Annotated in this window: 14 protein-coding genes; 6 read left to right on the top strand and 8 right to left on the bottom strand. The window is 72.7% G+C overall.

Translation table 11 applies throughout. The features are described from left to right. The coding region (locus tag VGO10_RS12470; RefSeq protein WP_327468744.1) for an MFS transporter at positions 1–1,046 on the bottom strand (1,046 nt) is incomplete at its 3' end. Between the two features lie 112 nt (positions 1,047–1,158). On the opposite strand from VGO10_RS12470, the gene VGO10_RS12465 reads away from it, so the two are divergent. Beyond that, positions 1,159–1,737, top strand: a complete 579-nt coding sequence (locus VGO10_RS12465) for a helix-turn-helix domain-containing protein (RefSeq protein ID WP_327468742.1) — start codon at positions 1,159–1,161, stop codon at positions 1,735–1,737. A 6-nt stretch (positions 1,738–1,743) separates the two neighbouring features. Here VGO10_RS12465 and VGO10_RS12460 read toward each other — a convergent pair whose 3' ends face one another. Genes VGO10_RS12460 through VGO10_RS12435 form a run of 6 tightly spaced genes read right to left on the bottom strand, consistent with a single transcriptional unit; the run spans position 1,744 to position 6,613 of the window. Further along, on the bottom strand, positions 1,744–2,808 hold the full coding sequence (locus VGO10_RS12460; protein WP_327468740.1) for an SDR family oxidoreductase: 1,065 nt from the start codon (positions 2,806–2,808) through the stop codon (positions 1,744–1,746). Between the two features lie 22 nt (positions 2,809–2,830). Then, positions 2,831–3,502: a response regulator transcription factor gene (locus VGO10_RS12455; protein ID WP_327468738.1), complete on the bottom strand. Its 672-nt coding sequence runs from the start codon at positions 3,500–3,502 to the stop codon at positions 2,831–2,833. After that, entirely contained in the window at positions 3,495–4,775 is a 1,281-nt protein-coding gene (locus VGO10_RS12450) for a PspC domain-containing protein (protein ID WP_327468736.1), read from the bottom strand. The genes VGO10_RS12455 and VGO10_RS12450 overlap by 8 nt, the downstream gene beginning before the upstream one ends. Before the next feature lie 55 nt (positions 4,776–4,830). Beyond that, complete coding sequence (locus tag VGO10_RS12445) at positions 4,831–5,013, bottom strand: hypothetical protein (RefSeq protein ID WP_327468734.1); 183 nt, start codon at positions 5,011–5,013, stop codon at positions 4,831–4,833. Next, on the bottom strand, positions 5,010–6,224 hold the full coding sequence (locus VGO10_RS12440; protein ID WP_327468732.1) for a PspC domain-containing protein: 1,215 nt from the start codon (positions 6,222–6,224) through the stop codon (positions 5,010–5,012). Before VGO10_RS12440 ends, VGO10_RS12445 begins: the two co-directional genes overlap by 4 nt. A 47-nt stretch (positions 6,225–6,271) precedes the next feature. Continuing rightward, positions 6,272–6,613, bottom strand: coding sequence for a hypothetical protein (locus tag VGO10_RS12435; protein WP_327468730.1), 342 nt, complete (start codon positions 6,611–6,613; stop codon positions 6,272–6,274). A gap of 87 nt (positions 6,614–6,700) precedes the next feature. Between VGO10_RS12435 and VGO10_RS12430 the strand changes: the two genes are divergently transcribed. The 5 genes from VGO10_RS12430 (at position 6,701) to VGO10_RS12410 (ending at position 13,612) form a co-directional block, all read left to right on the top strand. Then, entirely contained in the window at positions 6,701–8,395 is a 1,695-nt protein-coding gene (locus VGO10_RS12430; RefSeq protein WP_327468728.1) for a glycerol-3-phosphate dehydrogenase/oxidase, read from the top strand. A gap of 115 nt (positions 8,396–8,510) precedes the next feature. After that, positions 8,511–10,370 carry a PKD domain-containing protein gene (locus tag VGO10_RS12425; protein ID WP_327468726.1) on the top strand — a complete coding sequence of 620 codons (1,860 nt, stop codon included), beginning with the start codon at positions 8,511–8,513 and terminating at the stop codon, positions 10,368–10,370. Positions 10,371–10,377: 7 nt separating this feature from the next. Continuing rightward, positions 10,378–11,142 (top strand): RibD family protein, encoded by a 765-nt coding sequence (locus VGO10_RS12420; RefSeq protein ID WP_327468724.1) that lies wholly within the window; start codon positions 10,378–10,380, stop codon positions 11,140–11,142. Then, a complete protein-coding gene (gene folP / locus VGO10_RS12415; RefSeq protein WP_327468722.1) occupies positions 11,139–12,074 on the top strand; it encodes a dihydropteroate synthase in 936 nt (311 codons plus the stop codon). The genes VGO10_RS12420 and folP overlap by 4 nt, the downstream gene beginning before the upstream one ends. Positions 12,075–12,178: 104 nt before the next feature. Beyond that, positions 12,179–13,612 carry a Rho termination factor N-terminal domain-containing protein gene (locus VGO10_RS12410; protein WP_327468720.1) on the top strand — a complete coding sequence of 478 codons (1,434 nt, stop codon included), beginning with the start codon at positions 12,179–12,181 and terminating at the stop codon, positions 13,610–13,612. A gap of 28 nt (positions 13,613–13,640) precedes the next feature. On the opposite strand, the gene VGO10_RS12405 is transcribed toward VGO10_RS12410, so the two are convergent. After that, on the bottom strand, positions 13,641–14,105 hold the full coding sequence (locus tag VGO10_RS12405; protein ID WP_327468718.1) for a hypothetical protein: 465 nt from the start codon (positions 14,103–14,105) through the stop codon (positions 13,641–13,643). Between the last annotated feature and the right edge of the window lie 155 nt (positions 14,106–14,260).

Raw genomic sequence — 14,260 nt, 5'->3', positions numbered from 1 at the left:
AGCGCCACGGCGACGAGCAGCATCCCGACGATGAGCATGGGCTTGAAGCCCAGCCGCGTGACCGCCGCCGATGCGACGCCCGCGGCGATGATGATCGTGCCCGCCAGCGGCAGGTAGGACAGGCCGGCCTTCAGCGCGCTGTAGCCCAGCACGCGCTGCAGGTACAGCGAGATGAAGAAGAACATCGAGAACAGCGACATGCCGATCAGCAGCCCGACGATGTTGGAGCCCCGCAGGCTCCGCAGCCGGAAGATCGAGAACGGCACCAGCGGGGCCGGCGACCGGCGCTCGACCATCGAGAAGACGGCGAGCAACGCGAGCGAGACCGCGCCGAGGACGAGCGTCTGGGTCGAGGTCCAGCCGGCGTCGTTGGCGTCGACCAGCGCGTAGACGCCGATCGCCAGGCCGGCGGTCACGGTGAACGCGCCGGCCGCGTCGAAGTGGCGGACGCGGTCGATGTCGCGGCTCTCGCCGAGCAGGCGCGGGGCCAGCAGCGCGGCGATGATGCCGATCGGGACGTTGACGAACAGCACCCACTCCCAGCCGGCCCACTCGGTCAGCATCCCGCCGAGCAGCACGCCGGCCGCGCCGCCCGAGCCGGCGACGGCGCCCCAGACGCCCAGCGCCTTGTTGCGCTCGGCGCCTTCGGCGAAGGTGGTGGTGACGATCGACAGCGCGGCGGGGGAGACGAGCGCGGCGCCGAGACCCTGGACGGCACGGGCGCTGATCAGCCACAGCTCACTCTGGGCCAGGCCGCCCGCCAGCGAGGCGAGCGCGAAGAGCACGAGCCCCGCGATGAAGAGGCGGCGGCGGCCGAGCAGATCGGCAAGGCGCCCGCCGAGCAGCAGGAAGCCGCCGAAGACCAAGGTGTAGGAGTTGACGACCCAGGAGAGGTTCTCGGACGAGAAGTTGAGGTCCTTGCCGATCGACGGCAGGGCGACGTTGACGATCGAGGCGTCCAGGACGACGACGAACTGGGCGGTGGCCAGCAGCGCGAGGGCCAACCACTTGTTGCTCGTTGGGGACGGGGAGGGAGAGGTGGACACGAGTTGGACCTCCGGGATCGTGTCAGGGGAAATGGAGGGGTGATTCCGGTTCGCTGACGACCATACGGAGAAGCGGTTCCGTTTGTCAAGCCACGGCGCTACAGTGCGGACCGTGAGCTCGACAGAGCCCAAGCCCCAGCGGGCCGATGCCGTGCGCAACCGCGAGCGGATCGTCGATGCCGCCCGCGAGCTGTTCGCCGAGTGCGGACAGGCGACGCAGATGGACGACGTCGCGCGGCGCGCGCAGGTCGGCGTGGGAACGGTCTACCGCCACTTTCCGACCAAGATCGCGCTGCAGGGCGAGTTGATGGCGGCGAAGTTCCGCCACCACGCCGAGGTGGCGCGCCGCTGGGCGAGCGAGCCCGACGGCTGGACCGCGTTCGAGGGCTTCCTGCGCGAGACGTTCGCGGCGATGGCCACCGACGCCTCCCTGCGTCAGCGCGTCACCTGGAGCGAGGACCGCGACGCGCTCGCCCTCGCCGAGGCCGAACGTCAGGCGCTGTCGGTCGTCGTCGGCGAGATCATCGAGCGCGCTCAGGCCCAGGGCCGGATGCGGCCGGACTTCGGCACCCAGGACATGCCCGCGTTCATGTGCTCGGCAGGCGCCGTGATCACGGCCCAGCAGGCGACGCCGATCGTCCTCGGCGACCGCTTTCTCGAGCTGCTGATCGACGCGCTGCGCGTCCCCTGAGCCGGCCTACTTCTCGTGCGCGGGCCGGTACGCGTCGTCGGCTTCGTGCTTCCGGTAGAACGCGACCATCGCGCCCACGTACTCCGCAAAGCGTGGGCAGCGCAGCCCGTTGCGCCCGAGCACCTCGCCCGCCTGGGCGGTGTCGAAGACGACCGGGTGGTTGAGGTAGACGATCGACTCGCGCGGCGTCCCGCCGAAGAGCTTGCGGATCGCGCCGAGCTTCAACGACCGGTCAACGACGCCGGGCGGCAGCGGGATCTTCGGCTCGCGCCCGGTGTACTCGACGGCGAGCAGGCGCGCGAGCTCGTGGGAGGTGACCGGTTCGGGATCGACGAGATGCAGCGTGTGGCCGACGGCCTCGGGGTCGCGGGCGCCGGCCGCGATCGCCGAGACGACGAAGTCGACTGGCACCACGTTGAAGGACGCATCACCGCGGCCGACCTGCAGCAGCGAGCCCGTCGGTCCTGCCATCGACCGCAGCAGGTAATACGGGCCGTCGAACTTCTGCGTCTCGCCGGTCTGCGAGTCGCCGACCACGATCGCCGGGCGGTAGATCGTTGTCGGGACGGCATCCATCGAGGCACGCACGAGCACCTCGGCCGCGAACTTGGTCGACTCGTAGAAGTTCTTGAAGTCCTGGCCCTTGGCGAGGTCGTCCTCGAGGACAAGGCCCGAGCGCGTGCCGGCGACGTAGGCCGTCGAGATGTAGTGGTGGCGCTCCAGCTGGGTCGCGGCGCGGCAGAAGTCGATGACGTGCTGGGTTCCCTGCACGTTGACGCGCTCGGCCAGCTCGGAGCCGACGGCGAGGTCGTAGACCGCGGCGAGGTGGAAGACCTTGATGGTCTCGGCCGCGAGGCGCTCGTAGGTGCGATCGTCGAGGCCGAGGCGCGGGTCGGTGATGTCGCCGGGCTGGACGTCGACGCCGTCGGGTGCCAGCGCGCGGGCGCGCTGCACCATCCGCGGCTCGACGAGCGCGACGATCCGCGCCTCGTCGTCGTCTTCGAGCAGGCGCGGGACGAGCCGGCCGGCGAGGAAACCGGGGAAGCCGGTGAGCAGGTAGGTCCGGGGCATCGGTTGAGGAACTTAGACGTTTTCAGTCCACGAGACGTCGTTCGACGGCCCAGCGGCTGAGCTCGTGGCGGGTCGAGAGCTGGAGCTTGCGCAGCACGGCGCTGACGTGGGCCTCGACGGTCTTGACCGAGATCCCGAGGCGCTGGGCGATCTCCTTGTAGAGGTAGCCGCGGGCGATGTGGCGCAGGACCTCGCGCTCGCGCGGGGTGAGCTGGTCGAGCTCGGCATCCGCTGCGCCGGCCGCCGGAACCGCGCCGCCGCCCGCGGCACCGCTCGAGAACGCGTCGAGCACGAACCCCGCCAGTCGCGGCGAGAAGACCGCGTCCCCCTCCTGGACGCGGCGGATCGCCTCGACCAGCTCGGTCGGCGAGATCGTCTTGGTCACGTAGCCGCGCGCGCCGGCGCGGATGACCGCGATGACGTCCTCGGGATCATCGGAGACCGACAGCGCGAGGCACTTGGCGTCAGGCGCCTCGGTGCTCAGGCGGCGCAGGATCTCCACGCCACCGCCGCCCGGCAGGTGGACGTCGAGCAGGACGACATCCGGCGCGCGCTCCACGATCTCGCGCACGGCGCTGTCGACGTCGCCGGCCTCGCCCAGGATCGTTACCAGCCCATCGAGCTCGGCGCGCACGCCGGCCCGGAAGATCGCGTGGTCGTCGACGAGCACGACGGTCGGCAGGCTCTCAGTCATCCAGCACCAGCTCCACTTCCGTGCCCTGTCCGGGCGTGCTGTGCACGGCGGCGGTGCCGCCGTGACGGGCCATCCGGCCCACGATCGACTCTCGCACGCCGCGCCGGTCTTCGGGGATCGCGTTGGCATCGAAGCCCTGGCCACGGTCCCGCACGAACACCTCGGTGCGCCCACCCGCGACCTCGACGTAGAGGGCGATCGGCTCGTCGCTGGCGCTGTGGCGCACCGCGTTGGCCAGCGCCTCGCGGGCGGCGGCCACCAGCGCGCGGTGGCGGTCGTCGAGGTCGTGGTCGCCGACCGCGATGACCTCGATCGGGACGCCGTGGGCCTCCTCGATCTCCTCGGCGGCGGCGCGCAGCGCGTCGGCCAGGCAGTCGTCCGGGCGGGCATCGGGCGCACCCGACAGCCAGCCGCGCAGCTCGCGCTCCTGGCGGCGGGCGAGCGTCGCGACCGCGCGCGGGTCATCGGCCTGCTTCTGGACGAGCGCCAGCGTTTGGAGGACCGAGTCGTGCAGGTGCGCGGCGACCTCGGCGCGCTCCTGGGAGCGGATCCGCTCATTGCGCTCGTCGTTGAGGCCGCGCACGAGGCGCAGCCAGAACGGCGCGAGGATCAGACCGAGGCCGAGCGCGACGACGACAAAGGCGAGCACGAGATCGCGGGCACCGCTGAGCGCGCCGTTGGCCTGCAGGAAGAGCAGGCCGGCGCCGACGACGAGCGCGATGCCGAAGCCGCCCTGGTAGACGGCGCGCAGGCGTTGGGGGATGGCTGAGCCCAGCGGCGCGTGCTCGTCGGTGTCGAGCGCGGGTTCCTCGACGGCGGCGGTCAGCTCGTCGGCTGTCTGCACGCCGTCGCGCGGCGAGCGCGTCGGCTCGGGCCCCGCGCGCCGCGCCGCCGTCTGGCGCCAGAGCATCGCGGCGCCCGCCGCGGCGAGCACGAACGGCCAGACGATCGCGTCGCTCCACCACAGGCCGAGCTCGCGGATCGTCAGCAGGCCGCCGAGCGTGAGGCAGCCGACGCCGGCGCCGATCTGCCAGGCGCCGGGCCGCGCGCGCAGCCGGGCGGCGATCGCCGGCGAGCCATCGGCCGGCGGCAAGAGCAGCCAGCCGGCGATGTAGATCGGCAGGCCGACGCCGGAGGCGACGGTCGCGATGATCACCACGATGCGCAGGATCAGCGGGTCGACGCCGAGCCAGCGCGCCGCACCGGCGCAGACGCCGGCGACGACCTTGCGGTCGTCGTCGCGGCGCAGCGGCGGTCGTTGCGGTTTCGCCACTTACGCTCCGTCGCGTTTGGCCGCCATGCGCGAACGTCGCCGCATGGGGAAGACCTTAGGCGCCATCGCGCTTGGCCAACCCACCGACGAGCAGGACGAGCCCCACGACCGTCAGGACGATCGGCGCCAGCGAGCCGAAGTCGAGGCTGAGCTGGCCGGCTTGATCGAGGAGGAGCACGGTGCCGAGCGCCAGGACGGAGAGGCCGGTGACCAGGGTCGCGAGGTCGGGGCGGCTCACGCGCGCTCCCCGGCGCAGCCGGCCGTGGCCAGGCTGGCGTCGATCTGGTCGGGTCCGTGGTGGTTGTGATCCCAGTGGCCGTAGTCGTTTCGCGTGTGGCGGACCTCGATCGCGCCGATGCCCACATCGGCATCCAGGATCAGCTTGCGCCCGACCGTCCGGGTGACCGTGCCGCGGTGCTCGTCGACGTCGGCGCCACCGCTCTCGCTGCCGAGCAGGTTGACGTAGCCCAGCCCCGCATGGCTCGTGGTCTGGAGGCAGACGTCGCGCGGCACGAGGACCAGCGCGTGGCCGGTGCCGACGTCGACCTTGAGGTGCACGGTCGCCGCACGCGGCCATTGCATGTCGCGCAGGTCGACGACCAGTTCACCGACGCCGAGCTCGTAGCCGCCGGGCTTGAGGTCGGCGATCGTCGCCGGCGCGTAGTCGCGATTGCCGACGCCGTGGTGGACGTCGACACCCGCGGCGGCCACGACTCCGGAGGGGATCGCCAGCACGAGCGCGGGGAGCGCGAGCCAGCGGGCACGGCGGTCGCGGAAGGAGAAGACCACCATCAAGACACCGAGCACGATGACGACGCTGGCGATGGCGACCCCGCCACCCGCCGCGGTGGCGACTGCGGCGCCGGCGGCAGCGACGAGGGCACCGGCGAGGATCGCGCTCAGCACCAGTGCGGCGCCGGCGATCCGGGCAGCGGCGGGTTGGTTCTCACCGCGGTTGGCGAGCAGCCGTTGACCGGCGATCGCCAGGATCGTGACGATCAGGACCGTCGGCACGAGCGCGCCGAACACCCAGCCGAAGCCCACGCCCCAGTGGCCGTCGAGCAGCGCGACGCCGGCAAGGACGACGACGACGGCGCCGACGATGGTGGAGACGCGGCCCGGCTTGCCGGCGACCGCGTGGCCGGTGCCGTCGTCCTCAGGGACGAGCAGCAGCGCCGCGAGGTAGGCGATGACGGCGAAGCCGCCAACGAAGATCAGCGCGACGGCGGCGATCCGGATGATGAGCGGGTCGATGTTGAAGTAGCGCGCCAGGCCGCTGCAGACGCCGCCGAGGACGCGGTCGTCGCGGCTGCGCAGCAGGCGGCGGGGGGTGGGCGGGGTCGACGAGTCGGGCTCAGGCCGCGGCGACTCGGTGGTCGGGTCGGGCGCGGGCTGCTGCGACGTGGGGGCGTCGTGCGGATCGGGGGAGGAGGGAGGGGTCTCGGGCATAGGACCAAGATCGCGCGGCGCGGCCGCGCGCACCATCCGGGATGACCCTAGAGCGGCTCGGGGATGTCCCTCAGGGGGAGGCGCGCCTGCAGCGCCTCGTCGGGCCGGCCGTCGACGAGGTGCCCGAGGATCTCCTCGCGGTACTGGACCTCGATCCGTGCGGCCAGGGCGAGCGAGACCTCGGCCACCGCCGTCACCAGCGCGACCCCGTCGGCGAGCTCCTCGGTGCGCAGGTACGCGCCCACGGTCCGCGTGTCGCCAGACCCGGCCCCACCCACCCCGTCGAAGAAGCCCGCGTTCGGAACGTCGCGCGCGGCGTCGCGCAGCGCGTCGGCGTGGCCATCGTCGGCCGCGTCGGCGACGAAGAGGACGAGATAAGGGTCCGCCATGGCGCGTCGACGCTAGATGATCGGCGCGAACTCACGCGGCCGTGCTCGATTTCGCGCCAATCATCCAGCTGACAGACTCCGCGATCGATGATCGACCGCGCAGCCGCCGTGACCGCCCTGGCCGCCGAGGAGTTCGACGTCGTCGTGGTCGGCGGCGGGATCACCGGCGCCGGCGTCGCGCTCGATGCCGCCACGCGCGGCTACAGCGTCGCGCTGGTCGAGCGTCACGACTTCGCGTCGGGCACCTCGTCGCGATCCTCCAAGCTCGTCCACGGAGGCCTGCGATACCTCCAGAACTTCGACCTCGGCCTCGTGCGCGAGGCGCTGATCGAGCGCCAGATCATGGTCGGCCTGGCGCCGCACCTCGTCAAGCCGCTGCCGCTGATCGTCCCCGCCTTCGACGGCGCGCGGCCCGACCGCATGATGGGCATGGGGCTCAACCTCTACGACGTGATGTCGGTGGACAAGCTGCGCTCGCCGCTGCGCCGGCGCGGGCGCAACAACAGCGGCAACGACAGCAACGAGGCCGCGGCCGCCACGACCTCCTGGTCGCCCGACCGCCACCGGATCATCGACGCCGGGGAGGTGGCCGAGGGCTTGCCCGCGCTCGCCGCGCGCGAGCCGACCTCCGGCTACCTCTTCTACGACTGCCAGACCGACGACAGCCGGCTGGTGCTCACCGTCCTGGGCGAGGCCGAGCGCTTCGGCGCGGTCTGCGCCAACGGCCTGCTGGTCACCGAGCTGGTGGAGGAGGGTGGACGCGCCCGCGGCGTGCGGGTGACCGACAGCGCGTCGGGCGAGACCTTCGTCGTTCGCGCGCAGAACGTCGTCAACGCCACCGGCGTCTGGGCCGACCGCCTGCGGCCTGAGGAGCTCCACAACGAGGCCGAGGTCCCGATCATCCGGCCCTCGCGCGGCACGCACATCACCTTCCGCCGCGAGGACCTGCCGCTCAACGTCGGCGCGATCGTCCCGGCCGGCGGCGGCCGCTTCATCTTCGCGCTGCCGTGGCTCGGCGGCTCGCTGGTCGGCACGACCGACACCGACTACGACGCGACCGACCTCGACCACGTCCGGCCCGCTGACGACGACGTCGAGTACCTGCTCGACGCCGTCAACGAGTTCTTTGCGACCGAGCTGACGGCGTCGGACATCACCGGGGCGTTTGCCGGCGTGCGGCCGCTGATCAGCTCGGCCGACGCGGGCAAGTCGGTGGACATCTCGCGCAAGGCCGAGCTGTACGAGACCTCGTCGGGCATGGTCACGATCACCGGCGGCAAGCTGACGACCTGGCGGCGGATGGCCAAGATGGCCGTCGACCGCCTCGTCGAGCGCGAGGCGCGCGACGCGCCCTGCCGCACGCACGAGATCCCGCTCGGCCAGGCGATCGAGGCCAGCGAGCTGCCGCGTGTCGAGGGCGTGCGCGAGGACGCGTACGCGCCGCTGGCCGCGCGCTACGGCCACGCCGCCCACGACGTCCTGGCGATCGCGGCCCAGCGCGGCGAGCTGGCCCAGCCGGTCGTCGAGGGCCAGCCCGATCTGCTGGCCGAGGTCGTCCACGCGGCGCGGCGCGAGCAGGCGCGGACGGTCGGCGATGTGCTGCTGCGCCGGACCCGCTTGGGCCTCGTGGCGGCGCGCGACGTGGCCGCGCCCGGCGGGGACGTCGCCCGGCGCGTGGCGGCCGCGATGGCCCCGGAGCGGGGATGGGATGGCGCCGCGCAGGCGGCCGCCGCGGCTGCGTTTGCCGACGAGGCGCAGGCCGAGGGCATCGTCCCCGGCTGACCGCTCGGACGACGATCGTCGGGCGCGCACCGTAACTTCCACGGCTGCAGCGGTTTCCCCGAAACGATCGCTGCAGTCCGTCTTCCGTCCCCTCCGAGGAGCAGCTTCGCCGCCCATGCGCCGCCGCCTGGCCTTCATCGTCACGACCATCGCCGCCCTGGCCGCCGTACCCGGTGCCGCCCACGCCGCGTTCTTCGCCGGTGAGCCGGTCGATGGTCCCAGCGCCGACATCCGCTCGGTCGGTGACGTCGACATCGCGCGCGACGGGACCGGCGCCGTCGCCTACGTCCGCCGCGACGGCGGCGTCGACCACATCTTCGTCTCGCGGCTCGCCGGCGGCGTCTGGCAGGCGCCCGAGCGCGTCGACGTCGGTCTCGACGCGTCGGCGTCGACCCCGGCCGTCGCGGCCTCCGACGGCGGTCGCCTGGCGGTCGTCTTCATCGCCGGGGGCTCGGCGTTCGCGGTCGTGCGGCAGGCGGGCGCCCCGGCCTGGGGCGCGCCGCAGCTGCTGGCCAGCGGCGCGGCCGACCCGTCGGTCGACATGTCGTTCAACGGCGCGGCGTATGCCACCTTCACCGTCAACGGTGATGTCGCCGGCGCACGGATGGATCGCACGGCGACGACCTTCGCCGGCATCCCGGCGCCGCTGGACGCCAATCCGGCGGCCGTCGCCGGCGTCGGCAGCGACCGCTCCCGCGTGGCGATCGCCGCCGACGGCACCGGCGTCGCGGTCTGGGGCGAGGCCGGCCACGTCTACGCGCGGCGGATGTATGGCACCAACCCGTCCAGCGTCGTGCAGGATCTGACGCTGCCCGACCTCGACGGCCACACCGGCGGCGCCGCCGATGCACCCGCCGTCGACATCGAGGACGACTCGTCCTTCGCCTGGGTGGTCTTCCGCCAGCAGTTCACCGACGGCGCCGGCACCACGCCGCGCGCGATCGGCATCCGGCTGCGCGGCTCGCGCGCCGATCCCCCGGTGGCCTTTGACGGCCTCGGCTGGGGCGGCCAGGGCGTCCAGCCCCCGGCGGTCGACATCAACGGCAAGGGCCAGGGCACCGCGACGGCCGGCACGACGGGCGGCTCGGCGCTTGCCAGCGTGCTCAAGGACGACATCTTGAACCCGGCACGGGTGCTCGGCGGCTCCGGCCCGCCCGCTCAGCCGATTGGCGCCGTCGCCGAGACCACCGATCGTGTCGTCGGCTGGATCAGCCCTGCTGACGGCACGGTTCACGGCGTCTTCTACGACGACAAGTCCAGCACGCGGATCATCCCCGGCCCCGGGCCCGACACGGCCCTGACCAGCCCGGATCTCGGTCCCGTCGACCCGGCTGCCGGCTTCGACGTCGCCGGCGACCGCACCGGCGACTTCGCGTTTGCCTTCATCCAGGGCGCCCCCGACGCGCGCCGCCTCGTCGTGGCCGAGTACGACCGGCTGCCCGGCGCCTTCAGGATCAGCACCAGCTCGAAGAACTGGCGCAACGTCGTCAAGAACCCGCTGGCGTGGGGGACGGCGCTGGACCTCTGGGGCCCGTTGACCTACAACGTGCTGGTGGACGGCAAGCCGGTCGCGCAGACCCAGACGACCAAGGCCACGCTGCCGGTCGGCGCGCTATCGGAGGGGCTGCACACGTGGCGGGTCACGGCCACCGATCGTCGTGGACAGAGCGTCACGACGCTGGTCAAGCCGCTGAAGGTCGACACCGTCGCGCCGACCATCGCGTTCTCGGTCAAGCGCAAGGGGCGTGTGGCGAGCGTCACCGCGAAGCCCGCTGACGTGATCCCGCCGAGCGGCAACGCGTCCGGGATCAAGTACGTGCGGATCGACTGGGGCGACGGCAGCGGCTACGAGCAGGCCCGCAAGGCGAGCCATAGCTATGGCCACAGGGGCGCGTTCACCGTGCGCGTGAGCGCGACCGATCGCGCCGGCAACCTCGCGGTGGCCGAGCGTCAGATCCACATCGGCGGCAAGTAGGGGTCCGTTGGGCGGCGAGGCGCTCCAGCGGCTGGAGGGCGACGGGGCGCGGCGCGCGGCGCGCGACCTCGTCGCAGGCCTGGGATTAGGCGCCTCGGTGGCCGTCGGCGCGCGCCCTCGCGTGGTGGCCGACATGGTGGCCACGGTCGACGGGCGCGCGGCGGTTCAGGGGCGCTCGGTCGCGCTCGGCCATCCTGCTGACCGTGCGCTGCTGCGCGAGCTGCGCACCGCGGCCGACGCGATCCTGGTCGGGAGCGGCACGCTGGCCGCCGAGCGCTACGCGAACCTGCTCGACGATGAGCAGCGTGCGCGGCGGGTCGCCGACGGCAGGCCGCCGCACCCGCTGGTGGTGACGCTGTCGCGCGAGCTGACGCTGCCCTTGGCGCTCGACGTCCCGCTCTTCGACGAGCCGGGCGTGCCGATCGTGGTCTTCACGTACGCGGGGGAGGACGTCGCGGCGCCGGTGCTCGGCGCCGAGCTCGAGGTCGTGCGGCTGCCCGCTGAGGTGCCGCTGCTGGCGTCCGCTCTCGTCGCGTTGGGTGCGCGGGGCGTGCGCTCGGTGCTCTGCGAGGGCGGTCCGACGCTGCTGGCGCGCCTGGTCCTCGAGGGCGGTCTCGACGACCTGTTGCTCACGGTCTCGCCGCTGCTGGCGGCCGGCGATGCGCCGACGATCCTCGATGGTGCGCCGTTCGCCGAGCCCGCGCGGCTGGCGCTGCGGGACGTCCATCGCGCTGACGATCACGTGTTTCTGCACTACGGTCTGGCCCGGTGAGCCCGTCCGCGACGCCCGCGCGCCTGACACTGCGCGACCGCAGCTTCGACCTTCGGCCCGGCCGGCCGTTGGTCATGGGGATCGTCAACGCCAACCCCGACTCCTTCTCCGACGCGGTCCGCCACACGACGCTCGATGCGCAGGTGGCGCTGGCGCTGGCGCTGGTGGAGGAGGGCGCTGATCTCATCGATGTCGGCGGCGAGTCCGGCGTGACCTACACCGAGGTGACGGCCGCCGAGGTTGAACGCGGTCGCGTCGTGCCGCTCGTCGAGCGGCTGGTTGCTGAGGGCGTATGCGTGTCGGTCGACACCTGGAAGGCGGAGGTCGCGGGCGCGGCGCTGGACGCGGGCGCGCACGTGCTCAACGACGTCTCCGGACTGCGCGACGCGGCGCTGGCCGACCACGCCGCGAGGACCGGCGCGGCGCTGGTCGTCATGCACACGCGCGCGGCACCCAAGGAGGAGCGCTTCGCCGACTACGGCGGCGATGTTGTAGGTGATGTGGTGGCGTTTGTTGAGGAGCGCTGTGCGTTCGCGCGCTCGCGCGGTGTGACCGACGCTCAGCTGATCGTCGACCCCGGTCCGGACTTCGCCAAGTCGCCGGCCGAGAGCGTCGAGACCCTGCGCGCCATCGATCGCCTGTTCGCCCTCGGCCATCCGTGGCTGGCCGCGGTCTCGCGCAAGTACTTCCTCGCGGCGGTCACGGGTCGCCCGCCCGCGCAGCGCCTGGCGGGCACGCTGGCGGCCGTCGGGTACGCCGCCGACCACGGTGCGGCGATCGTCCGCGTCCACGATGTGGCCGAGACGGTGGACTACCTGGCGGTGCGTGAGGTGCTGGCCGGTGGGGCGGAGGTCGGCGCCGTCGACGCCGACGACGACGGGTTGAAGTGGATCCGCGCACGGACCGCTGGTGACGCGCCGGCGGCCTCCTGACCGGCGACTCCGCTACGGTCCGGACACTGGAGAGTCGCCGTCTCGCTGATTGACAACGCGAGGCGGACGCCCACCGACACCCGAATTGTCCGAGGAGGACCAAGATGTCCGTCATCACCCGCTCTGCCCTTGAGGCGAGCCCACTCGCCGATCTTCACACCATCGCCTCCGAGCTCGGCATCGACGGCTACCGCCGTCTGCGCAAGGCCGACCTGGTCGATCGCATCATCGTCCAGCAGGGTGGCGAGGAGGCCGTCGAGGCCGCTGCCGTCAACGGCGACGCGAGCGCCGATGCCACCGAGGCCCCCAAGCGCCGCTCGCGCGGCGGCCGCAGCTCGCGCTCGCGCCGCAAGGACGCCGACGAGGACGTGATCGCCACCGAGGACGAGGTCGTCGAGGAGGAGATCGCGGCCGAGGAGGCCGCTGAGGTCGAGCTCGACATCGACGTCGAGCCCGTCGGCGACTCCGACGTCGAGACCGAGGCCGAGGCGCAGGAGCGCCCCAAGCGCCGCTCGCGTGGCGGCCGCGGTGGGCGCGATCGCGACCGCGGTGGGGACCGCGAGCGTGGGGGAGACCGCAACGGCGATCGCGACCGTGATCGCGACGAGCGCGACGCCCGCCCCGCCGAGCGCGAGGACCGCGTCATCGAGGGCACCGTCGAGCTGCTGCCCAACGGCTCAGGCTTCGTCCGCCTCACGCCGCCGGAGCCGTCTGACGACGACGTCTACGTATCGGCCGCCCAGGTGCGCCGCTGCGAGCTCGTCTCAGGCGACAAGGTCGGCGGCCCGGTCCGCGAGCCGCGCCGCTCCGAGCGCTACCCGTCGCTGATCCGCATCGACACCATCAACGGCCGCCCGGCCGACGAGGTCGCCGAGGGCACGCACTTCGACGACCTGCCGTGCACGCTGCCGACCGAGCGCCTCGCGCTCGGCTCCGAGGACGCGACGCTCAAGGCGATCGAGTGGCTGACGCCGATCGGCAAGGGCTCGCGTGTGGCCATCGTCGGCGAAGCGCACGCCGGCAAGTCGGAGGCCTTGAAGCGCCTGGCGGGCGCGCTGCGCGGGGTCGAGGGTCTCGAGGTCCATGTCGTCCTCGCCGCAGTGCGGCCCGAGGAGTGCGCCGAGTGGCGCGCGGGCGAGATCGAGCCCGTCGCCTCGCTGTCGCTGGGCGCCAGCCCCGACGCGGCCGGCCAGGCCGTCGAGCGCGCGGTCGACACCGCCAAGCGCATCACCGCCCGTGGCGGCGACGTCGTCGTCTTGATCGACGGCCTCGACGCCGTGCCCCCGCACGCGGCCCGGCGCGCCCTGGCCGCCGCCCGCAACGTCGTCGATGGCGGCTCGCTGACGATCGTCGCGACCGCCACGGCGCCGGTCGGCGGCGAGACGACGATCATCGCCCTGGATCGGACGCTGACGCGGACGGGCCGCTTCCCGGCGCTCGACCTCGTGGCCAGCGGCACGCTGCGCCCGGAGTTGCTGGTCGGCGACGCCGGTGCGGATGCGATCGCGCAGGCGCGGGCTCAGGCCCTGGGCGCCTAGGAGATCTAACGCGGGGCCTGCGTGCCGCTCAGCGCGGCACGTAGGCGACCCGGCCCCACGAGGGCTCGGGCGCCAGCTCGACGGGCTCGCCGTCGCGGTCCGGCTGGACGTACATGAAGGTCGAGCTCTCCTCGTCGAACTCGACGTCGAGCTCGTTCTCCTTCACGCGCTGGTCGAGCCAGGCGGAGCGGAAGACGAGGCGGCGCAGCCAGTGCACGAGCGAACGGTCACTTGGGCCGACGAGCTCGGGCCAGCAGTCGTTGACGTGCTCGCCCAGCGCGGACGCAGGCTCCTGGATCTCGCCGTTGACCGACAGGGTCACGAGATCCTCGAGCTCGGGGTCGTCCAAGCGGCCGGAGACGAACCCCAGCTTGTTGGCGGCCTGCTCGCAGCGCTCGCGGAAGTCGCGCTCGTTGAAGGTGAACCGGAGTTCGCCGTATTCGAGGACGAAGTCCTCACCGCTGTCGTAGTTGCCTCGGCGTGCGTCGTTCATGAAGGTGATCAGTTCGAGTCGCGCCGAGGTAAGACGGCTGCTCCCGAAGTCGTCGGCATCGTATGCCCGATCCCTTCGCGTTCGCAGGTCATGGGATGGATCTTGCAGTCCGTCCGCATCCGGCACATACGAAGTGCCGGACGATCTGCGGCTCG

The sequence above is a fragment of the Baekduia sp. genome (genome assembly GCF_035996765.1).
Taxonomy (GTDB): Bacteria; Actinomycetota; Thermoleophilia; order Solirubrobacterales; family Solirubrobacteraceae; genus Baekduia.
Note: the sequence above shows the minus strand (reverse complement) of the source record. Positions and strands in the feature narration are given on the sequence as shown.